14 protein-coding genes are annotated in these 22,364 nt (G+C 73.9%); 10 read left to right on the top strand and 4 right to left on the bottom strand.

Features of this window, described 5'->3' with window-relative positions; all coding sequences use genetic code 11:
* Positions 1-129: 129 nt before the first annotated feature.
* Complete coding sequence (locus OG823_RS10940) at positions 130-834, top strand: hypothetical protein (RefSeq protein WP_371484755.1); 705 nt, start codon at positions 130-132, stop codon at positions 832-834.
* A gap of 344 nt (positions 835-1,178) precedes the next feature.
* Here OG823_RS10940 and OG823_RS10935 read toward each other — a convergent pair whose 3' ends face one another.
* Positions 1,179-1,847: a hypothetical protein gene (locus OG823_RS10935; protein WP_371479279.1), complete on the bottom strand. Its 669-nt coding sequence runs from the start codon at positions 1,845-1,847 to the stop codon at positions 1,179-1,181.
* Between the two features lie 439 nt (positions 1,848-2,286).
* Entirely contained in the window at positions 2,287-4,596 is a 2,310-nt protein-coding gene (locus tag OG823_RS10930; protein ID WP_371479278.1) for a RecQ family ATP-dependent DNA helicase, read from the bottom strand.
* 228 nt (positions 4,597-4,824) lie between these two features.
* On the opposite strand from OG823_RS10930, the gene OG823_RS10925 reads away from it, so the two are divergent.
* Positions 4,825-6,420, top strand: a complete 1,596-nt coding sequence (locus OG823_RS10925) for a DUF4192 domain-containing protein (protein ID WP_371479277.1) — start codon at positions 4,825-4,827, stop codon at positions 6,418-6,420.
* Between the two features lie 77 nt (positions 6,421-6,497).
* On the opposite strand, the gene OG823_RS10920 is transcribed toward OG823_RS10925, so the two are convergent.
* The gene (locus OG823_RS10920; RefSeq protein WP_371479276.1) at positions 6,498-7,811 is read right to left on the bottom strand and encodes an alpha/beta fold hydrolase; all 1,314 of its coding nucleotides are present in this window, start codon (positions 7,809-7,811) and stop codon (positions 6,498-6,500) included.
* Positions 7,812-8,652: 841 nt separating this feature from the next.
* Between OG823_RS10920 and OG823_RS10915 the strand changes: the two genes are divergently transcribed.
* From OG823_RS10915 to OG823_RS10885, 7 genes are all read left to right on the top strand, one after another.
* Positions 8,653-10,593 (top strand): glycogen debranching N-terminal domain-containing protein, encoded by a 1,941-nt coding sequence (locus tag OG823_RS10915; protein ID WP_371484419.1) that lies wholly within the window; start codon positions 8,653-8,655, stop codon positions 10,591-10,593.
* Positions 10,594-10,993: 400 nt separating this feature from the next.
* Positions 10,994-11,737, top strand: a complete 744-nt coding sequence (locus OG823_RS10910; protein WP_371479275.1) for an NUDIX domain-containing protein — start codon at positions 10,994-10,996, stop codon at positions 11,735-11,737.
* Positions 11,738-12,157: 420 nt separating this feature from the next.
* The gene (locus OG823_RS10905) at positions 12,158-13,507 is read left to right on the top strand and encodes an ATP-binding cassette domain-containing protein (protein WP_371479274.1); all 1,350 of its coding nucleotides are present in this window, start codon (positions 12,158-12,160) and stop codon (positions 13,505-13,507) included.
* Positions 13,504-14,394 carry a hypothetical protein gene (locus OG823_RS10900; RefSeq protein WP_371479273.1) on the top strand — a complete coding sequence of 297 codons (891 nt, stop codon included), beginning with the start codon at positions 13,504-13,506 and terminating at the stop codon, positions 14,392-14,394. The genes OG823_RS10905 and OG823_RS10900 overlap by 4 nt, the downstream gene beginning before the upstream one ends.
* Positions 14,395-14,541: 147 nt before the next feature.
* Complete coding sequence (locus OG823_RS10895) at positions 14,542-15,474, top strand: FadR/GntR family transcriptional regulator (protein ID WP_371479272.1); 933 nt, start codon at positions 14,542-14,544, stop codon at positions 15,472-15,474.
* Positions 15,475-16,044: 570 nt separating this feature from the next.
* The gene (locus OG823_RS10890) at positions 16,045-17,634 is read left to right on the top strand and encodes an RNA polymerase sigma factor (RefSeq protein WP_371479271.1); all 1,590 of its coding nucleotides are present in this window, start codon (positions 16,045-16,047) and stop codon (positions 17,632-17,634) included.
* Between the two features lie 197 nt (positions 17,635-17,831).
* Positions 17,832-18,761: a trypsin-like serine protease gene (locus OG823_RS10885; protein ID WP_371479270.1), complete on the top strand. Its 930-nt coding sequence runs from the start codon at positions 17,832-17,834 to the stop codon at positions 18,759-18,761.
* A 299-nt stretch (positions 18,762-19,060) separates the two neighbouring features.
* Here the strand turns inward: OG823_RS10885 and OG823_RS10880 are convergent, their stop codons facing one another.
* A complete protein-coding gene (locus OG823_RS10880) occupies positions 19,061-19,294 on the bottom strand; it encodes a hypothetical protein (RefSeq protein ID WP_371479269.1) in 234 nt (77 codons plus the stop codon).
* A gap of 647 nt (positions 19,295-19,941) precedes the next feature.
* On the opposite strand from OG823_RS10880, the gene OG823_RS10875 reads away from it, so the two are divergent.
* Positions 19,942-22,056 carry a type IIA DNA topoisomerase subunit B gene (locus OG823_RS10875; RefSeq protein ID WP_371479267.1) on the top strand — a complete coding sequence of 705 codons (2,115 nt, stop codon included), beginning with the start codon at positions 19,942-19,944 and terminating at the stop codon, positions 22,054-22,056.
* The last annotated feature ends 308 nt before the right edge of the window (positions 22,057-22,364 follow it).

Raw genomic sequence — 22,364 nt, 5'->3', positions numbered from 1 at the left:
GCGAGCGGTCCGCCGGCCCGGTGCCCGTCGCTCTCCGAGGTGATGGCCAGCCGTCGGTGCGTGGCCGTCCGGTGTTCAAGGGGTGGGGCGCCCGTGCGCGTCCGAGCGGCATTTGATAGATATCCGGGTATGCCTGTCTTCCCCGAGGAGCCGGATATTCACGAGAGCATCCCGGGCCCCGGCGTTCCCTTCCCCCGCGAGTCGGACGCACAAGCCCTCCGCACGCCTGCTGCCAGCAGCGCGTTCCCTGTCCTCAACCCCACCCACTCCCTCGGCGTGGCCACTTCGGTGGCCGCCACGCCGGGGCCGCGCCCCGGGCCGCCCCGCCCGGCACCGCCCCGTGCCGCCAGGCCGGGGCCTCCGCCCCCGCCCGTCCGGGCCACCGAGCCGGGCCCGGCCGCCCGTCGTCCCGCCCCGGCCGCCCGTCGTCCCGCCCCGGCCGTCCGGCACGTCGGCGCCACCGCGGGTGACGCGCTGGAGCGCGCCGACGAGATGGTGGACGAGCTGTTGGAGTCCGGTCGCAAGCCGGGCGACATCCTGGTCCTGACGGTCGGCGAACCGCACCCCTGGCACACGCACGAGCTGTCGTTCGGAGAGGAGCGCTACTGGGCGCAGCTCTCCGAGGGGGCCGACGTCTTCTACGCGGACGCCGCCCCGGCTCGCCCTGTCCGCCGGGAGGTGGTGGTGCTCGTCGTCAACGACGCCTCCGCCGACCGCGCCGCGCAGGCGTTCCGGACGGCGCTCGGGCACGCCGACGACCTGGTGGTCGTTTGCGGTGGGGCCCGGCCGGCCGGCGTCACCGGCGCGGCGGAAGGACGGCCGGCGCCGGTGTGACCGGGGGCGGTGCCGGGACGGGCGCCGGTTCGATCGGGTGCTGTCGCCGGATCGGGTGCGCTGTTCGGTCGGTGCGCCGGTTCGGACGGGTGTGCTGAGCTGATCGGGTGCGCTGGGCCGATCGGGTGTGCTGAGCTGATCGGGTGTGCTGGGCCGATCGGGTGATGCCGAGGGTGTCCGGGCTCCGGATGTCCGTCGTGGCTGGCCTGGCCTGGCCCGGCCCCGCGGTGCTGTGCCGACCGCGGTGTTCGAGCTGTCCGTCCCGTTCGTCCTGGCGCCGCCTCGGCGGTCCGCCGTGTCCGTGCCAGCCGTGTCCGCCGCGCCCGCTGCGGCCCTTCGGGGCCTCAGCGGGCGGCGCTGCGTCTGGGGCGCTCCACGCCGGTCACCCGGGCGGGGGACCACGCTTCGGCTCCCCGGTCCGGGAGGGTCGTGGTGGTGGCGGTGTCCGTCGTGGCCACCCCCGGTGCTCGGGGCGGGAGCTCGGTGACGGTGTGCACCGGCCCGTCCACCCAGGACCCGGCGTGCGGACTGCGTCCGCTGCGGTCGTCGCCGAGGATCCGCCACCCTGCCGGGGTGAGCGTGACGTACGAACCGCAGCGCAGCCCGTGCAGCGCCGCCGCATCGTGCAGGGCCCACATCCAGGTGCCGTCCTCCGGTGACCAGCCGGCCGCACCGTCCCGGCAGCGCAGCAGCACGGCGGTGTGGGTCGGCGCGGCACGCCGCAGGCCGTGCGGAATCACCTGACGCAGGTGGGCCAGGATCGCGTTGCGGTGCTGCCAGCCGTCGCGGTGGTGCGGCCGGGGCATGAAGGAGGCCGAGGCCGAGACCTGGTGCAGCGCGTCCAGGACGGTCACGACCACGGTGCCCGGCTGCGGCAGGTGGCGCCGGTGCAGCTCGGTCACGAACTCGCGCGGATCCCGCAGCAGCGGGACGGCCGCTGCCGTCCAGCTCTCGAGGTCGAGGGTGCGCCTGGGGTCGGCGCTCCGGGCGAGGGGATACCGATCTCGGTCCATACCGTTGATCACGATCCTCCTTCCCCGATCCGTCGGGCACACGGGTGCCCGCGTACGCCGAAGGCCGGGTCCGTCGGACCAGGCACGTGGGTACGCTCCAATTCTCACGTCAGATGGGCCGGACCGGCAACGACGGACCGGTGAATCCGGTCCGAATCTCGACGTTCTGCCGGATATATTCCACGGCGCCGGCGATGCCATTCGGCCGAGGCGGGAGGTCTTGCTGCAGACGCCCGGCCGTTCCCCCGGCGAGGGACCGCCCGGCAGGGCGCCGCCGCAGCTTCGGCCTCCCTCCCGCCCCGCCCCTCACGGCCGTCCGAGCCCGCCCCTCACAGCGCCGCACCCGCCTCGCACGGCCGCCGGACCTGCCCGGTGCGGTGGCCCGGACCGTGGTCCGGGCCACCGCGGTCCTGCCGCCGGGTGGCCGCCCCGGCAGGCGTCACCCCTGGACGGCCAGCACCAGGGGCAGCACCGTGCTCGCGCCGGCCCGACGCAGGAGGCGGGCCGCGACCGTGACCGTCCAGCCCGAGTCGACCAGGTCGTCGACCAGCAGCACCGGGCCGGCCGCCTCGGCGAGCGCGTTCTCCAACGCCGGCGGCAGGACCAACGCGCCCGCCAGCGAGTGCAGCCGCTGGGCGCTGTTGCTCCGCCCGCCCTGCGGCGCGTGGCCGGCCGCGTACTCGACCCGGCCCAGGAGCGGGAGCCGGCCGATCGACGCGATCTGCGCGCCCAGGCTGCCGACCAGCTGGGGCCGCCCGGCCGAGGCCAGGGTGACCACGCCGACCGGTCGCTCCAGCCGGCCGCCCTCGGCCGTCGCCGGGCCGGCCCAGCCGCCGGGCCCGCGGGCCCAGTCGGCGAGGACGGAGACAAGGGCGTTCACCACATCGGTGGGGACGGTCGCGTCCGGCGCCTGATCGGCCAGCATCGCGCGCAGCCGGTTGCCCCAGCCGATGTCGGAGAGCCGGCCGAGGGCGCGCCCGGTCTCGGCCTGTTCGCCCGCCGGGATCCGGCCCTTGAGCGGGACGCCGAGCGACTCCATCCCGGTCGGCCACAGGCGTCGGGGCTCGAAGGTCACCCCGGGGCGGCCGAGTGCCGCACGGGCGGTCCCCAACGCCTCGGCGGACACGTCGGCGGTGTGCCGGGCGCCCGCGCAGTTGTCGCAGCGGCCGCAGGGAGCCGCCTGCTCGTCGTCCAACTGGCGGCGCAGGAACTCCATCCGGCAGGCGGAGGTGGACGCGTACTCGCGCATCGCGCGCTGCTCGGCCTCCCGGGAGGCCGCCACCTTGGCGTAGCGGGCGGTGTCGTACGCCCAGGGCTGTCCCGTGGCCGTCCAGCCGCCCTTGACCCGGCGCACGGCGCCGTCCACGTCCAGGACCTTGAGCATGGTCTCCAGCCGGGCCCGCCGCAGATCGACCCGGGGCTCCAGCGCCGCCGTCGACAACGGCCGCCCGGCCTGCGCCAGCGCGTCGATCGTCCGCCGGACCTGCTCCTCCGGCGGGAAGGCGAGGGAGGCGAAGTAGCGCCAGATCGCTTCGTCCTCGCGTCCGGGGAGCAGCAGCACCTCGGCCCGGTCCACCCCGCGCCCGGCGCGGCCGACCTGCTGGTAGTACGCGATCGGGGAGCTGGGCGAGCCGAGGTGGACGACGAACCCGAGGTCGGGCTTGTCGAAGCCCATGCCCAGAGCCGAGGTCGCCACCAGCGCCTTCACCCTGTTGGCCAGCAGATCGGCCTCGGCGGATCGGCGCTCCGCGTCCTCCGTGCGCCCCGAGTACGAGGCGACGGTGAAACCGCGCTCCCGCAGGAAGGCGGTGACCTCGTCCGCGGCGGCCACCGTGAGCGTGTAGATGATGCCGGAGCCGGGCAGCCGGTCCAGGTGATCGGCCAGCCAGGCCAGGCGGTGCGCGGGATCCGGCAGGGCGAGCACGGCGAGGCTCAGGCTCTCCCGGTCGAGCGGGCCGCGCAGCACGAGCGCGTGCTCGTCCGTGGTGCCGGTGCCCAGCTGCTCGGCGACGTCGGCGGTCACCCGGGCGTTGGCGGTGGCGGTGGTGGCCAGCACCGGAACCCCGGGCGACAGATCGGCGAGCATGGTGCGAAGGCGCCGGTAGTCGGGTCGGAAGTCGTGGCCCCAGTCGGAGATGCAGTGCGCCTCGTCGACCACCAGCAGGCCGGTGGAGGCGGCCAGCTTGGGCAGCACCTGATCACGGAAGTCGGGATTGTTCAGCCGCTCGGGGCTGACCAGCAGGATGTCCACGGCCCCTGCCGCGACCTCGGCCTGGATCTCGTCCCACTCCTCGGTGTTCGCCGAGTTGATGGTGCGGGCGCGGATCCCGGCCCGGGCGGCCGACTCCACCTGGTTGCGCATGAGGGCGAGCAGTGGCGAGACGATCACCGTGGGACCGGCGCCGCGACCGCGCAGCAGGGCGGTGGCGATGAAGTACACGGCGGACTTGCCCCAGCCGGTGCGCTGGACGACCAGGGCCCGGCGGTGATCGACGACCAGGGCCTCGATCGCCAGCCACTGGTCCTCACGCAGGGTCGCGGAGGGGCCTGCCAGCTCGCGCAGCACGGCCTCGGCCCGCGCCCGCACGGCGGCCCGCTCGGGCCCGGACGTGCCGCCGGCACCCGCGCCGTCGGAGCCGTGCGCGTCGGGGGCCGCCGGCGCCGGCGTGGCGCCGCTTCGGTCGGCAGCGGTGTCGGAGGTGTCGGAGGTGTCGGCCGTCGGGCTGGAGGGGGTCTCGGGCTGATCCATGCGTCCATGTAACAGGGTCGGGCCGACAAACGGCCAACGGCCCGGGGCGGTGGCCCGGTGGATCGCGACGGGGACCGGAAAGCCGGTGAAACGAGATGGCGTCAAATCCCGCTCGTGCGAGTGGCTTTGGTGCGAGCCGAATGGGTGACGGATATCCACAGGCGGGAGTTGTCCACAGGAATTCGCCAATTCCGGCGGGGGAAAACGCACCACGGCATTCTTCCGTCCATGAACGACGAACGCTCCACACTGTCATCGAATCCCCTTCCGGGCCACCTGCCGGTCAGGATGCGCGGCCCGGCGGACATGGCCGAGCTGCTCCCCTACCTCCTCGGCTTCTTCCCCGACGACAGCATCGTCGCGGTCGGGCTGCACGGCGCGGACCTGGAGCAGGGCGGAGTGATCCGGCTGGACATCCCCGAAAGCCCCGAGGAGTGGCAGGAGGCGGCCGGCGAGACGGCCGCGCTGCTGGTCCGGCTCTCCGAGCAGCGGGGCGGGAAGCCGGCCCAGGTGCTGCTCTACCTCTGTCAGGATCCGGATCCCGGCAGGCCCGAAGACCCCGGCCACGCCCCGGACGCCGCCGATGGTGCGACCGGCGCCGATCCGGCCACCCGCGGTCCGGGGCGACGCCGTCGCGAGGGCCGGACGACGGTGGAGCGCCTGGAACCGCTGGCCGAGGAGCTGCGGGCCGCCTTCGAGCTGCGGGGAGTGAAGGTCAAGGAGTCGCTCTGCGTCTCGGACGGCCGGTGGTGGTCGTTCCTCTGCAACCGGACGGGTTGCTGCGAGCCGACGGGCACGGTGATCCGTCGCACGAGCGGCCCCGGGCCGGTGGTCGCCGCCGCCACCTTCGCCGGCCTGGCCCCGCGTGGCAGCCGTAAGGCGATCATGGCGGGTCTGGCGCCGATCGACGGGCCGGAGGCGGAGCGCCAGCGCCTCGCCCTGGAGCGCTTCGCCCACCCCGCGGGCGGCCTGAACACGCCCGAGGGGGATCGGGCCGGCGCGCTGCTCGACGAGGTGATGGCGGAGTTCATCGCCGGCGCGCGGGGGATCGACGAGCACCGGGCGGCCCTGCTGCTGACGGGACTCCAGGACAAGCGCCTGCGCGACCGGGCCGCCGAGTTCGCGGAGCCCGACGAACTGGCCGGAGCCCAGCGGCTCTGGCGATTCCTCGCCCAGCGCTGCGTGATTCCGTACGACGAGTGCGCGTCGGCGCCGCTGACCCTGCTCGCGTGGACGTCCTGGCTCGCGGGGGACAGCGCGACGGCCCGGATCGCCCTGGCCCGGGTGCTGAAGCTCGATCCGTACTACCTGCTGGCGCAGTTGCTCCACGAATCGTTGAACGGAGGCCTGCCCCCCGACCTCCTGCTGAAGGGCCTGCGGGCCGAGCGGGCACGCAGAGGGGCCGCCGGGGCCCGGCCGAGTCCGGGGTCGCCCTCGGCGCCCGGAGCGCCGCCCGGAGCGTCACCTGGAACGCCGCTCGGGGCACCGCCGTCCGCGGAGGGGGCGGAAGCGGCGGTGCGGGCAGCGGAGGAGTCAGGGCCGGGCGCGGGGCCGGGCGCCGAGCGCGGCCCCGAGCCCGAGCCCGAGCCCGAGCCCGGGGGAGGTCCCCACCCGGGGGCCGGCCGCGGCCCCGACCCGCTGCCCGGCCCTCGGCCGTCCGCCCGGTGGCCGTCCGCGCGTCGGGTCAGGCTGCGCCGGCGGATCCTCGGGCGCACCGCCGAAGGGCTCGCCGACGGGTCGGGAGCAGGGTGCGAGGAGGCGAGGCGTGCCGCCGGCGCGCCCGGCGGCGGGTGTCGGGCCCGCAACGCCCGGATCGGATCCTGACCGTGACGGCCCCGTCCGTCGCGGACCCCGCCCGCCCGTCGGCTCCGCACCGGCGGGTGGGCCCGGGAGCCGTCCGGCTAGAACTCCCCGCGCGCCATCGCGATCAGGCGGTCCAGCACCTTGCCGCCACTCACCCGGAGACCGTCGTGCTCCCACTCGTTGGTGATCCAGAACCGCAGGCCGCGTACGGCGCCCGCCGTCTCCAGGGAGGCGGCCGTGTCCACGTACATGTCGTCGTGATAGATCGCCGCCATGACCGGCACCTCGTTGGCCGCCAGCCGCGCCGGGTCGTAGAGGTCGGGCCAGTCGGTGCGTTCGGCGAGGAGTCGGGCCGTCTCCCGCAGCGGGCGAAGAGCGGGGTCGGTCTCGAACATCCAGGGGTAGATCATCTCGCCGGTGAACAGGACCGGCGCCCCGGAGTCGAGCGCGGCGGCGGCGTCGAAGGCGGGGAACTCCTCGCGGACGCGCTCGGCGGCCCATCCCGTTCCCGCCGGGTCCACCGTCCGCTGTCCGTAGATCGACTCGTGCAGTACGGCGTACAGCGGCCCCTGTGCGAAGGACAGCTTGGCCTGGGCCTCGGCCAGGAAGGTGTCCGACAGTTCGGCGCCCGACACTCCCTCGACCCAGGCCTCCTCCAGGAGGTAGTGCAGGGTGTCCGAGCCCGACGCACCGCCGAGCAGGGTGCCCAGGGCCTGGAAGGCCTCGACGGTGAGCAGTCCGCCGTCGGGCAGTTCGGCGGGGGAGCCGGCCAGGTGCGCGGCGATCCGCCGCACCGCGGCCACGTCGTCCGGGTAACGGGCGTAGTGCGCCTCGTTCTTGCGGATCACCCGGGGGTACGCCGCGCGGTAGACGTCCTCGGCGGAGCTGTGCAGCCCCGCCAGTCCACCGGTGACGAAAGCCTCGCGCAGGCTCTCGGGGGCGATCGAGAGGTAGGTCAGCGTGCAGAAACCGCCGAAGCTCTGGCCGAGCAGGCTCCAGCGCCCGTCGTCGCCCAGCAGCCGGCGACGGATCAGCTCGGCGTCCCGGACGATGGAGTCGGCCCGGAAGTGCGCGAGATAGTCGGCCTGCGCCCGGGGCGTCCCCCGCCGGGCCAGCGTCTGCCGGGTGGCCGGGGTGGAGCGCCCGGTGCCGCGCTGGTCCAGCAGCAGCACCCGGTAGTCGTCGAGTGCGCGCACGAGCCAGCCGTCCCGGCCGAGTGGGCGGCCGGCCTTGCCGCCCGGGCCGCCCTGGAGGAACAGCAGCCAGGGCAGATCGTCGCTCTCCCGGCCGGCGGCGACCACCTCCCGGGCGTACACCTCGATGTGCTCGCCCTCGGGAGTGGTGTGATCGAGAGGCAGGCGGAAGACGTGATCGGTCGTGACGATTCCGGGCAGCCGACTGGCGGTGGACATGCAACTCCTCGGTACGAGCTGGTCACGGTTGTCACGGGCGCGGTCCCCGGTGTTGCCGGTGCCGGTCCCGTGACCAAGGCACCGTATCCTGACGGCGGCCGGGCATCAGTTCGGTGGCCGCCGCACATCGGCCCCGGGCCGGTGGAACGCGGTTGCGGAGCGTCAGCCCGTGCTGGTGGCAGCCGTTCCCGGCGCCGTCCCGCCGGGTGGGCCGGGCGGTACCGGGGCAGGGCCGCGGCGAACCGATGCCGTGACCTGTCGAGGGTCCGGGGCGTTTCATCCTGCGGAGGGCCGTCGTCAGGGCGACGGCGTCGTTCGCGGTGCCCCACTCGGCCGGCACATCGTGGTGCGGGCCGGATGCGGCGAGGACGGCCGGTCCGCAGGACCGGGGGCTCGACGCGGAGCCACCTCCGCACAGGGAGCTCACCGGTCCGCAGGACCGGCGGCTCGGCAGTTCCGTCCGACCGCCGACCGGGTAGGACCGGCAGGTCGAACAGCACGAGATCGCAGACGTACACAGACACGGAAACAGACACAGGCACAGGCACGCACACAGGCACCCACGCAACGCACATGCCAAGCACACGCGACACACACGCACGCAAGCACCGCAGATGATCGCGGCCTGCCGGCCTCTCGGCCGGCGGACCGCCGAGAGGAGGAGAGTCCGGTGACCACCACGAGGCCGCCCCAGGCCGCGCCGGCCGAGACCGTGGTCGGCGCACCGAGACCCACGGCACGGCCGGACCACACCCAGGCGGGACCGCAGCGGGCTGCGGCCCCCGGCCGTCCACAGCCCGCGGCCGCCCACCACGCGGTGGTCTGCGTCAACGCGCCCGCGATGACGGCGTCCGGGCCGGACGGCCAGCTGCGCGGGCACGGCCTGCACGGCTTCTACCGGTCGGGGCTCCGGGTGCTGGCCCGACTTGAGCTGCGGCTCGGCGGTATCGAACCGCTGCCGCTCCAGGGCACGCTCACCTCGGCCGCGGAGGCACGCTTCCTCGGCGCGATCCGCCTGCCCGGAGATCCCGACCCGGATCCGGCCCTCACCGTCGAGCGGTTGCGACATGCCGACGGCGTCGAGACCATCACCGTGCGCAACGGCGGGAGCCGCCCGGCCCGCCTGCCGCTCGAACTGGCGATGGGCACCGATCTCGGGCCGATCGCCGAGATCGCCGCCGGACTGCGCTCCTCCGACCTGCCCAGCCAGGTGCAGTCGGCGGGCCTGCGCTGGAGCGGGCACGGGCGCAGCGCCACGGTGACGGCCAAGCCCTCACCGCACGCCGTCCTGGCCGGTGCGGGGGTGCTGCGATGGGATCTGGAGATCCAGCCGGGATCACGGTGGTCCGTGGAGTTGCGGACCGAGCTGGAGAGCACCGGGCCCGGCCCCAGGCCCCCGGGCGGCCGGGGTACGGGAGTGCCGCTTCCCTGGTCGGACGTCGAGGTGCGCTGCGACGATCCGCGTGTCGAACTGCTCGTTCCACGCTCGCTGGACGCCCTGGGCGGCCTGCTGCTCGCCGACCCGGACCGGCCCACCGACCTCTACGCCGCCTCCGGCGCCCCCTGGCGCCTGGGCCTGGCCGCCGCCGACGCGCTCTGGGCGGCCAGACTCATGCTGCCCCTCGGCACCCGCCTGGCCGCCGGGACGCTGCGTGCGCTGGCCCGCCGTCAGCAACCCGCCGCCGGGCCGGGCCGGGCTCCGGAGGGCCTTCTTCCCGGCGCGCTGCGGCATGCGGGGCCCGAGCTGCCGCCGTCCTGCACGGCCACCGAGGCCACCCTGCTGTTCGTCACCGTGCTGGCCGAGGCCTGGCGCTGGGGCCTGCCGCGGCAGGAGGTCGCCGAGCTGCTCCCAGCGGCCGAGCGCGCTCTCGGCACGCTGCGCACCGGCCTGATCGAGGGCTTCGTGACGGATCTGAGCCGCCCCGTGGAGGAGCGTGCGACGAACGCTCCGGCGGCCCGGAGCGAGGTCCAGGCACAAGCGCTGCGTGCCGCGCTGCACGGAGCGGAGCTGTTGGAGGCGTTCGGCCGGCCCGGGGCCGAGGAATGGCGTGACTGGGCGGCCGCCCTGCGTTCGCGCTTCCGTGAGCGCTTCTGGGTCGACGACCTCTCGGGCGGCCGTCCGGCCGCCGCGCTGGCCGCCGGGGGCCGGCCGCTGCCCGCGCTGGCCTCCTCCCTCGTTCACCTGCTGGATCCCGGGCTGTCCGGCGACGGGGGCCGGCACGAGGGCCTGCTCGACCGGGAGCAGACCCGGATGCTGGCGCAGCGCCTCACCGCGCCGGAGTTGGACTGCGGATGGGGCCTGCGGACACTCAGTGCGAAGTCCCCGCGCTTCAACCCCCTCGGTCACCGAAGCGGAGCGGTGCGGGTGCACGAGACCGCGATCGCGGTCGGGGGGCTGGCCGAAGCGGGCTTCGAACGGGAGGCCGGCGCGCTGCTGGAGGGCCTGCTGGGAGCCTCGGCCTTCCTGGAGGGGCGCCTCCCTGAGATGTACGCGGGCGAGCAGCGGGTGGCGGGCTGCCCGCCGGTTCCGCACCCGGCGGCCTGCCGCCCGGCGGCCGTCTCGGCGGCGGGAGCGGTCCACGCGGTCTTCGCCCTGGCCGGAGTCCGACCGGACACCCCGGCCGGACGGGTGACCGTCCGGCCCGCCAGCACGGCGCCCCTCGGGGAACTCCAGCTGACCGGTCTGCGGGTGGCCGGGGAGCCGTTCTCGGTCCGGGTGAGCCGGATCGGTGTGGCGGTGGTGGAGGAGGCGTCCGCGGAGCTTCAGCTCGGATCCCGCTGACGGCGCCGCCCCGTCGGCGCGGTGCTCGGCACCGCGCCGGGTGGCACTTAGCCGGGTGGCACTGAGCCGGGGTTGCGCCGGCCGGGGCTGCCTTGCCCCGGTGTGGTCCGGTACGGGTGGCACAGGGAGGTGCGCCGCAGCACAGGGAGGTGCGCCGCAGTCGTGTTGCCCGCCGGGAGAGCCCGGCCTGTCGTCGAGACGCCCCCCGCCTCGCCCACCGGCGGGCGCCCGTTGCCCCGCCCACCGGCGGGCAGGGGTCACTCGGTCGCGTCGGTGCCACCCCGCTGGGCCGACCGGCCCGGCCGCCGGCGGGCGTCCGGAGGCGACGGCCCAGGGGGACCGCCCGGGGCCTGTCGGGCGGCCTGTGCTTATCGTCAGAGAGACGACTATGATCGTCCGCATGTCGCGTTATGACCCGTCGGCCTTCCCCCCGTTCGCTGTCACGGTCGACCTGGTGGTGCTGACGGTGCGGGAGGACGCGCTCTGCGCCCTGCTGGTCCGACGGGGTGAGCCACCGTTCCAGGGCTACTGGGCGTTGCCCGGTGGCTTCGTCCGCCTCGACGAGGGCCTCGCCGAGGCGGCGTCCCGCGAGCTGGCCGAGGAGACCGGACTACGGGCGCACTCCGCGCCCGAGCACGGTTCGGCCGGAGCCCACCTGGAGCAGCTGGCCACCTACGGCCATCCGCAACGCGACCCCCGGATGCGGGTGGTCAGCGTGGCGTACCTGGTGCTCGCGCCCGATCTGCCGACCCCCCGCCCCGGCGGCGACGCCAGCAGCGCCCGCTGGGCCCCGGTCGCGGATCTGCTGGGCGGCAACCCGGTCGACGGCGTGCCGCTCGCCTTCGACCACGGGCTGATCCTCGCCGACGGCGTGGAGCGGGCTCGCTCCAAGATCGAGTACTCCTCGCTGGCAACGGCCTTCTGCTCGGCGGAGTTCACCGTCGGCGAGCTGCGCCGGGTCTACGAGGCGGTCTGGGGCGTCTCGCTCGACCCGCGGAACTTCCACCGGAAGGTCACCGGCACTCCGGGTTTCCTGCTGCCTTCCGGCGGTACGACGACCCGTCAGGGCGGCCGTCCGGCGCAGCTCTTCACCGCGGGCGGGGCAACGGACCTCAACCCGCCGATGCTCCGCCCGGAGTCCTGACCCGACCGCGCCGACGCCCTGTCGCGCAGCATCCGCGGCCGCCCGACCGCGCGCGCCGGGACACCCGCCGCTGCCCGGGTGCCCGCGCGACCGGACACCCGCCCCGTCTTGGTGCCCGCCTGTCCGGGCAGCCCGCCCGCTCGTCCCGGGCAACCGGTCGGTGTCCCGCCCGTCCCGGCCCTCGTAGCGGTCCGGCCGGTGCCCCGGCCGGTGCCCCGCCCGTCTCGCCGCAGCTGTCCGACGCCTGCCCCGGCGGACGTATTTGTCCCCTGATCGGGTGAGGTGGGCGGACTTGTGTCGACCGCCGCACCCGTAATGCCCGAGATCTCCCTTGTGGGCACCTAGTGTGCTGGCGCGGGGACATCGGGGGAGTCCGGGCCGCGCGGACCCGGTCGGCCGAGGGCATGGGAGCAGCCAGCGATGATCCAGATCACCGGACTGACCAAGAGCTATCGCCGGGGCCGCCCCCCGGCCCTGCTCGATCTCACCTTCGACGCCAGGCCGGGCATGGTGACCGCCGTCCTGGGGCCGGAGGACGCGGGCAAGACCACCGCGTTGCGTCTGATGGTCCAACTCGAACGCGGTCAGGGTGTCACGCTCTTCGACGGCCGGACCTACCGAGGTCTTCGCCGGCCCGAGCGGGAGGTCGGTGTCGTGCTTCCCGCCGCCCGCACGGTCGCCGGCCACCCCGGGCGAAAGGCCCGTGGACACCTGCGGATGCTCGCCGCCGCCGCCGGAGTGCCGGCGAAGCGGGCCGACGAGCTGTTGGAGCAGACCCGGCTGGCCACGGTCGCCGACTACCGGCTGCGGACCTTCTCGCCGGGGATGAACCGTCGGCTCGCGCTCGCCGGGGCCCTGCTCGGAGATCCGGGCACGCTGCTGCTGGACGCGCCGACCGAGGGGTTGTCACCCCGGAACGTCGAGTGGTTCCACTCGTTCCTGCGCTCCTTCGCCGTCGCGGGCGGGACGGTCCTGATGACCACCCGCACCGCGCGGGAGGCGGCCGAGGTCGCGGACCGGGTGGTCACGCTGGAGCACGGCCGCCTGGTCGCGGACCAGCCCGTCGCCGAGTTCCGATCGACGCGGCTTCGCTCCGAGGTCGCCGTCCGGGGCCCGCAGATGGCCAGGCTCGCCGACCTGCTCGCGGAACAGGGCGCCGAGGTGCGCCGGGAGGGCGCGGTGGGCATCGCGGTGGCCGGGATCGGCCGTACGGAGATCGGTGAACTGGCCTACCGGCACGGCATCCTGCTGCACGAACTGGCGGACCGGGTGGCCGAGCAGCCCGCCGTCCGGGCCGTTCTGCCCGCTGCCTCCGGGCGCTCCGGCCATGTGCGCCTCCAGCAGGGGCGCGCGGCCCAGCCGGTGCCCGCCGTACCCCAGTTGCGCCGCCCCGCGGAGCCGTCCTACGCGCTCCGGTCGGCGGGCGCGGGCCCGTCTGCGGGGGAGGCCGTCGTGCCGTCCGGTAGGTCGGCCGCCGAATCGACGGCACGGACCAGGGTCGCGACACCCCCCACGACGCACCCCGACGACCAGGCCACGGCGCACCCCGCCGACCACCTCGCCGACCGGCCCGCCGACCACCTCACCGGCCACGTCACCGACCACCTCGGCGACCGGCCCGCCGACCACCTCACCGACCACCTCACCGACCACCTCACCGACCACCTCACCGACCACCTCGGCGCCCGTCCCGCGGTCCGCCCCACCGAGGATCCCGTCCGCCACCCCGCGCCCCTGCCCGGGCCCGGCACCGACCACCGGAGCGAGTGACCGTGCGCGTACTGGCCTACGAGGTCCGCCGGTTGCGCGGCCTCCGTTCGACCTGGATCGTCCTCGCCGCAGTCCTGCTCTGCGACGCGGCCGTCGCGGCGCTGCTCGCCCGGCAGGTGCCGGCCGGGCCGCTGACGCTCGTGGCGGCCCTGCGGCCGGTGACCGCGGCCGTACCGCTGCTGCCGCTCCCGATCGCGGCCCTCGGCGCGGGGGTGCTGGGCGCGCTCTCGTACGGGCACGAGGTCCGCCACCCCGGTCTGGCGGCCTCGCGGGTCGGGTACCTGCGTCGGGTACGGCTGCTGGTCGGGAAGACCGTCGTGATCGGCGCGGTCGCCGCCGTGCTCGGTGTGGTCACCCTGCTGCTCGACGCCGTGGTGACCCGGTTGGCGCTCGCGCCCGGGGTGGACGCCCGGCAGGTCTTCACCCCGGGGGCCTTCTCCGCGACCGCCGGCACCGCGGACGCGCTCACCTCCACCGCTCTCGCCCCGGGTGCTCCGGGCGCCGGGGTGCGGCTGCCGCTGGTCCTGGGCGCGTTCGTGCTCATGGTGGTCGCGGCCGGCGGCGCGGGCGTGCTGACCGCCTCGCTCACCCGCAGCGCGGCGGCCGGCATCCTGCTGCTCTCCGCCCTGCCGGTGCTGCTGGAGGCTGGGCTGGCCCTGTTCCTGCGGCAGAGCGGTACCGGCCGCTCGGACGCGGTGGCCGAGCTGCTGTCCTTCCCGTACGGCTTCGACCGGTACGGCTTCGACTGGGCCCGCGCGAGCGCCGGTGCGGCGGGCGGCGGCCCGCTCGATCCGGCGGATCCGGTGCTGATCGGGGCCCTGGCGGTCCCCGCGGCCCTGTTGCTGCTCGTGGCCCTGGCGGCGCAGGTGCGCCGCCGCGAGCTCTGAGGATCCGCCGCGCCCGGAGGCCCTCCATCTCCGCGCATCCGCACGATGGTGACGTCATGTCAGGACGATGTGACCACAGCCGGGCGGAATAGGCGGTTCTGCCTGATAAGAAGTCAATTATCCGGTCACGGGCGATCACCCTTTCGTGTGCTTTTCACGAGAATTCTCAAGCTGTGCCCGCCGATCGCCGACAAAGGATGTGTGAGTACCCTTGCGCACCCCACCATGACCACCACCCGTCCGGCCGACGGCCCCGCCCCCGGCCCCGGTGAGCTGGACCGTTTCTCCTACGCCGACCGGCCGACCCCGCCGGCGCCCCGCTGGGACGGAGTCGAGTCCGACCTCGTCCGGGTCGGACGCAAGACCACCAGCAGCCGCGGCCGCGGCCTGCACGGCCAGCTCGTCCAGCAGCTCGGCCAGATGATCGTCTCCGGGGATCTCGGTGCCGACCGGCCGCTCGTCCCCGAGGAGATCGGCCAGCGGTTCGAGGTCTCCCGCACCGTCGTCCGTGAATCCCTGCGCGTACTGGAGGCCAAGGGCCTGGTCAGCGCGCGTCCCAACGTCGGCACCCGGGTCCGTCCGGTCGCCGACTGGAACCTGCTCGACCCCGACATCATCGAGTGGCGCGCCTTCGGTCCGCAGCGCGACGAGCAGCGCCGCGAGCTGTTCGAGCTCCGCTGGGCGATCGAGCCGCTGGCGGCCCGGCTGGCCGCCGGCCACGGCCGGGAGGACGTCCAGCAGCGCCTGGTCGAGCTGACCGAGATCATGGGCCACGCCACCGCCCAGGCCGACCAGCTCACGTTCGCGCGGGCCGACGGCGAGCTGCACATCCTGGTCCTGCAGATGGCGGGCAACCGGATGCTGGAGCACCTCTCGGGGATCATCTCCTGCGCACTCCAGGTCTCCGGCGGTGCGTCCGCCTCCTGCGAGCGGCCCTCGGAGTCCTCGGTCGGTCTGCACATCCGGCTGGTCGACGCGCTGGGCACGGGCGACGGCACGGCGGCCGAAGCGGCGACCCGGGCGCTGCTCACCGTCCACCCGGAGATCGAGCCCTCCGTCCCCGCACCGCGCGAGCACTGAGCGTCCCGGGCGGACGATCCGACCGGCGATCCCCGGCGGGATCCCGCGCACGATCCGTGCGGAACACCCGGTGCCGTTCACGAGCAAAAGCCCCGCGCCGCGGTCCACGGCCCTCCGGATGCCCATCGGCAGCCCTCGGAGGGCCGTCCCGTTCACCCGGCGTGGTGGGTTCGGACGGTCGGCCGGGAGGGCGGACCGCGATGCCGGTCGAGGTGTCCGGCGGCGAACAGGAGGCGCATCGGGAGTGCGGCGGCGGGAGTGCGGCGGCGGGTGAGCGGCCGCAGCCGATCGGGACGGGTCTCGGACCCCGACCCGAGGGTGTGACCCGCGCCACCAACGCCATGCGTAACACTTGACGGGTGGCAGCGATGTGTACGGAGCGGAAGCAGCTCCGGAATACCACCACCATGTCAGAATGCTGTGTTGGTCTGCGGCGCTGCTGCCGTCCTGCAAACCCAGCCCGCAAGCCCGAGTCGGTCGGAATCGACGCCGCGTGCCCGCCACGCGTGATCCTTCCCCGCCCGCTCGGGCGGTCCGGTACGGGTTCGAGTTCACTCATCGTCCGAGAGGTTGTTCGTGTCGGCCAGCACATCCCGTTCGCTCCCCCCCGAGATCGCCGAGTCCGCGGCTCTGCTGGCGCTCATCGAGCGGGGCAAGGCCCAGGGGCAGATCGCCGGTGACGACGTGCGTCAGGCTTTCGAGGCGGACCAGATCCCGGTCACCAAGTGGAAGAACGTCATGCGCAGCCTCAATCAGGTGCTGATCGAGGAAGGCGTGGACCTCATGGTCAGCGCGGCCGAGCCGGCCGCCGCCAAGCGCAAGAGTGTCGCGGCCAAGAGCACCACCAAGCGCACCGCCACCAAGGCCGTCACCACTCGGACCCCGTCCGCTCCGACCAAGCCCCCGGTGCGCATCGCCCCGGGTGCGCCGGTGGCCCCGGCGGTCGTCGCCGTTGCGGCCGCTCAGGCCGAGGCCGGTTCGACCGGTGAGGTCGGTGCCGCCGCGAGGAAGGTCGCCGCGCCCGCCAGGAAGACCGTCGCGAAGAAGGCCGCCGCGCCCGCCAAGAAGGCCGTCGCCAAGAAGACGGTCGGCAAGGGCGGCGAGGAGCTTCTCGGCGAGGAGGAGGCGGTCGAGGAGACCACTCCCGGTGCCAAGGGCGAGGAGGCCGAGCCCGAGGAGGAGTCGCAGGGCTTCGTGCTCTCGGACGACGACGAGGACGACGCGCCGGCCCAGCAGGTCGCCGTCGCCGGCGCCACCGCCGACCCGGTCAAGGACTACCTGAAGCAGATCGGCAAGGTCCCGCTGCTCAACGCCGAGCAGGAGGTCGAGCTCGCCAAGCGGATCGAGGCCGGCCTCTTCGCCGAGGACAAGCTGAGCGCCGCGGACAAGCTGGCCCCCAAGCTCAAGCGCGAGCTGGAGATCATCGCCGAGGACGGCCGCCGCGCCAAGAACCACCTGCTGGAGGCCAACCTCCGCCTGGTGGTCTCGCTGGCCAAGCGCTACACCGGTCGCGGCATGCTCTTCCTGGACCTCATCCAGGAGGGCAACCTCGGCCTGATCCGCGCGGTCGAGAAGTTCGACTACACCAAGGGCTACAAGTTCTCCACCTACGCGACGTGGTGGATCCGCCAGGCGATCACGCGCGCGATGGCCGACCAGGCCCGCACCATCCGTATCCCGGTGCACATGGTCGAGGTCATCAACAAGCTGGCCCGTGTCCAGCGCCAGATGCTCCAGGACCTGGGCCGCGAGCCCACTCCGGAGGAGCTGGCCAAGGAACTCGACATGACCCCCGAGAAGGTCATCGAGGTCCAGAAGTACGGGCGCGAGCCGATCTCCCTGCACACCCCGCTCGGCGAGGACGGCGACAGCGAGTTCGGTGACCTCATCGAGGACTCCGAGGCGGTCGTACCGGCCGACGCGGTCAGCTTCACCCTGCTCCAGGAGCAGCTGCACTCGGTGCTCGACACCCTGAGCGAGCGCGAGGCCGGCGTGGTCTCGATGCGCTTCGGCCTGACCGACGGCCAGCCGAAGACGCTGGACGAGATCGGCAAGGTCTACGGGGTCACCCGTGAGCGGATCCGCCAGATCGAGTCCAAGACGATGTCCAAGCTTCGCCACCCCTCGCGCTCGCAGGTCCTGCGCGACTACCTGGACTAGCCGCCGCGGTTCACGAACGCCACAGGAGGCCCGGAGCAGCCGCTCCGGGCCTCCTGGCGTCAACCGCCGTCCCGCCCCGTAGCTCGTCCGGGTGTTTCCGATGCGCGGTTCCGTCGCACGCCGTGTTCACTCGACTACGCTGTGCCGGTTGCCTGCCACCGAATCAACCTGGAGACACGGTGCTGCCCAACCCGGACATGACGGACACGCGGGACGCCCTGCCGGACGCCGCCGCGCCGCAGACCCCCGCGACGTACGCCGCGGGGGTGCCGGCCGCCTCGCCGAAGGGTGTCCGCCCGCCGCGCGGCGGGCGGCGGGCCGGTCTGCTGGCCCTGGCGGCCGTGCTGCCGGTGTCCCTGCTCGCGCTCGGTCCGGCCGCCTCGGCGGAACCGCAGCGCCGGATCGTCGGCGGGGCGCCGACCGTCACCGCCGATCACCCCTGGGTGGTGGCGCTGGCCAGCCGCCAGCAGTTCGGTACCGGTCGCTCCGGCCAGTTCTGCGGGGGCGCCCTGGTGACGGCGACCAAGGTGGTGACGGCCGCGCACTGCTTCTACGACGAGACCAACGGTCGGCGGGTGGACCGCCCGGGGCTGCGGGTCCTGGTCGGCCGGGACGATCTGCGCGGCTCCACGGGTCGTGAGGTGGAGGTCCAGAACATCTGGATCCACCCCGACTACTCCTTCGTCGCCAACATGAACGACGTGGCGGTGCTCACCCTGGCCCGGCCGCAGGACGGCAGGCCCGTGGTCGGCATGGTCGGCCAGGGCGAGACGGAGCCCTACGCGGCCGGCACCAGGGCGCAGGTCTTCGGCTGGGGCGACACGGTCGGCGACGGTCACTACTCGTCCACGCTCCGTGGCGTCGACGTGCCGATCGTCGCGGACGAGACGTGTGCCCATGCCTATCCGGGCGGTCCCGACGGCCATTTCGACGCGCGCGGCATGGTCTGCGCCGGTGAGGCGGAGGGCGGGAAGGACGCCTGCCAGGGCGACAGTGGCGGCCCGTTGGTGGTCGCCGGACGCCTGGCCGGGCTGGTCTCCTGGGGTACCGGCTGCGCCGAGGCGGCCCACCCGGGCGTCTACACGCGACTGTCGGCGGTGGCCGACGCCGTGCAGGCCGTGCTGTGACCGCGGGCGGGCAGGCCGCACGGCGGCCCGACCCAACCGGGCACGCCGCCCGGTGCGATCCGGGGCGCCGTGACCGGACGGCCACGCTCCGACGTCACGTCAGAAAGTGACCACGGCAACACGCAGCGCCGACGGGCCGGCAGGGTGGCCGGTCCGGCGGCTCCCGGTCCGATGTCCATCGGACCGGGGCCCGGGAACGTCAAAACCGGACGAGCGGCCCCTGGCTGGGGCCGGTCGTCCGGCTCATCGGAGCGTGCCGGCCGGGCACGACCCGATGCGGTTCGTCGGTGGAGCGCCGGTCAGCGCTCTTCCTCGGAAGCCGTGGTGGTGGTCGCGGTGGTGAGACGGCCGCTCTCGTCCTGTATCTCGACGGCGATCTTCTTGAGCTCAGGCTCGAACTTCCGCCCGTGGTGGGCGCAGAAGAGCAGCTCTCCGCCGCTCGCGAGTACGACGCGCAGGTAGGCCTGGGCGCCGCAGCGGTCGCAGCGGTCTGCCGCGGTCAGCGGGCTCGCAGGTGTCAGAACAGTAGTCACGTCGCCTCTTCTCTAGCTCGACGAGCTGTCGTACCAGGGTCAACATCCAACCAGGCCGAAAACGTTCCCGCTCGTGGCTTTTCTTCTTTGAGGATTCTGCTGGTGTTGATGAGGAGGTGCCCCGGGCGTCGGTGGTTCATGCGTACCGATTCCCAGGATCCGCTCATCACTCGAACTCCCGATCGGAACGGGGGGCGAGGTCCGCGTAGCATAATCCTCTGCTGGGTTGGAGCATAAGCCCCGGCCCCGTCGCCGGTAGCCTGCATCACGGCAGTTCCAGCGCCTGCGCTCCGCCCCACGGTCCGCCAGGGCCAGTGATTTCGGGAGGAGATGGCGCTCGGCTGCTCCGCGTCCACCGCAGAGTCTGTTCGCGCAGCGCGTACAGGCTGCGCGGGCCGGGCCGGACGTGCAGGGGCCGCGGACCGGGGTGTGTGCGCACCGAGCGAAGGGGAGCGCACACGCAGTGGTACCGGAGCGGGTACCGGAACGGAACCGCTGTCGGACCGGTGTGATGCACTGACCGGGCCGGATGTGACCGACGAGACAGAACTTCACCGAGGAGAGCACCGCGTGAGCGAGCGGAGCGAGCGAACCAGCAACAGGTGTGCGGTGCGCCAAGCGCCCGCCGGGCGTACCGGGGCGCGGGCATGAGCGCCGCGAAGAGCGCGCCGTCGGCCGCCCTGCTGTCCGGCGACGACGGGTCCAACTACACCGCTCGGCATCTGCTCGTCCTGGAGGGTCTGGAGGCGGTCCGCAAGCGCCCCGGCATGTACATCGGCTCGACCGACAGTCGCGGCCTGATGCACTGCCTCTGGGAGATCATCGACAACTCGGTGGACGAGGCCCTGGGCGGTCACTGCGACCGCATCGAGGTCGTTCTTCGCGACGACGCCTCGGTGGAGGTCCGGGACAACGGCCGCGGCATCCCGGTCGACGTCGAGCCGAAGACCGGCCTGTCCGGTGTCGAGGTCGTGATGACGAAGCTGCACGCCGGCGGTAAGTTCGGTGGTGGCTCCTACGCCGCCTCCGGCGGTCTGCACGGCGTCGGCGCCTCGGTGGTGAACGCCCTCTCCGCCCGTCTGGACGTCGAGGTCGACCGCAACGGCCACACCCACGCCATCAGCTTCCGCCGGGGCACCCCCGGCATCTTCACCGAACTCAGCCCGGACGCGCCCTTCGAGCCCGCCAACGGCCTCGTCAGGGCCCGCAAGGTCCCCAAGGGCCGCACCGGCACCCGGATCCGCTACTGGGCCGACCGCCAGATCTTCCTCAAGGAAGCCAGGATCTCCCTGGAGGGCCTGCACAGCCGGGCCCGGCAGACCGCCTTCCTGGTCCCCGGCCTCACCATCGTCGTGCGTGACGAGCGGTTGACGGAGAGCGAGAAGGTCGAGGAGTCGACGTTCCGCTACGACGGCGGCATCGGCGAGTTCTGCGAGTTCCTGGCGCCCGACAAGCCGGTCTGCGACGTCCTGCGGCTGCGCGGCGAGGGCACCTTCAAGGAGACCGTCCCCGTCCTGGACGAGCTCGGCCACATGACCCCCACCGAGGTGACCCGCACCCTCGGTGTGGACATCGCCCTGCGCTGGGGCGCCGGGTACGACACCACGCTGCGCTCCTTCGTGAACATCATCGCCACCCCCAAGGGCGGCACCCACGTCACCGGCTTCGAGCGCTCGCTGGCCAAGACGGTCAACGAGGCCCTGCGGGCGGCCAAGCTGCTGCGGGTCGCCGAGGACGACGTCACCAAGGACGACGCCACCGAGGGCCTCACCGCCGTCGTCACCGTCCGGCTCGCCGAGCCGCAGTTCGAGGGCCAGACCAAGGAGGTACTGGGCACCTCGGCCGCCAACCGGATCGTCGCGGCGGTCGTGGCCAAGGAGCTCAAAGCCTTCCTGACCTCCCCGAAGAAGGACGAGAAGCTCCAGGCCCGCGCCGTCCTGGACAAGGTCGTCGCGGCGGCCCGCACCCGGGTCGCGGCCCGCCAGCACAAGGAGGCCCAGCGCCGGAAGACCGCGCTGGAGACGTCCTCGCTGCCCGCCAAGCTCGCCGACTGCCGCAGTGACGACGTCGAGCGCAGCGAACTCTTCATCGTGGAGGGCGACTCCGCGCTCGGCACCGCCAAGCTGGCCCGCAACTCCGAGTTCCAGGCCCTGCTGCCGATCCGCGGCAAGATCCTGAACGTCCAGAAGGCCTCCGTCTCGGACATGCTCAAGAACGCCGAGTGCGCGGCCATCATCCAGGTCATAGGGGCCGGCTCGGGGCGGACCTTCGACATCGACCAGGCCCGCTACGGCCGGGTCATCTTCATGGCCGACGCCGACGTCGACGGATCGCACATCCGCACGCTGCTGCTGACGCTGTTTCAGCGCTACATGCGCCCGATGATCGAGCAGGGCCGGGTCTTCGCGGCGGTGCCGCCGCTGCACCGGATCGAGCTCACCAACCCCAAGCGCGGCCAGGAGAAGTACCACTACACCTACTCCGACGCCGAGCTGCGCAGCACCATGCTGGAGTTCCAGCGCAAGGGGCAGCGCTGGAAGGAGCCGGTCCAGCGCTACAAGGGCCTCGGCGAGATGGACGCCGACCAGCTGGCCGAGACCACCATGGACCCGCGCCACCGCACCCTGCGCCGGATCAACCTCGGCGACCTGGTGCAGGCGGAGCGGATCTTCGACCTGCTGATGGGCAACGACGTCGCCCCGCGCAAGGAGTTCATCGTGGACTCGGCGGCCACCCTGGACCGCTCCCGCATCGACGCCTGAGCCGCGCCGCCCCGGCGCCCGAGCCGCCGCACACGGCGGTGCCGCGCATTGCGTGAGGGCTCTCCACCCGAGGGTGGAGAGCCCTCGGTGTTCCCCGTCAACCCTGGCCCCGACCCCGCCGGGGCGTGCGGTCCGTAGCGTCGGAGGGGCCACCACCAGGCCTTCCGCCCGATACGGAGAACCCGATGAGCGGCCTCGTCAACGTCCTCGCGGTCCTCGCGGTAGTGGCCCGCCTCGGCTCCTGGGCACTCGCCTCCGGCGAGAGCCGGTCGCCCCGGTCGTCCCCGGCCGGTCGCCTCGCCCCGGTC

It is taken from the genome of Kitasatospora sp. NBC_00315 (assembly GCF_041435095.1).
In the GTDB taxonomy this organism is placed as follows: Bacteria; Actinomycetota; Actinomycetes; order Streptomycetales; family Streptomycetaceae; genus Kitasatospora.
The sequence above is the reverse complement of the archived record's forward strand: the minus strand, read 5'-3'. Positions and strand labels throughout refer to the sequence as shown.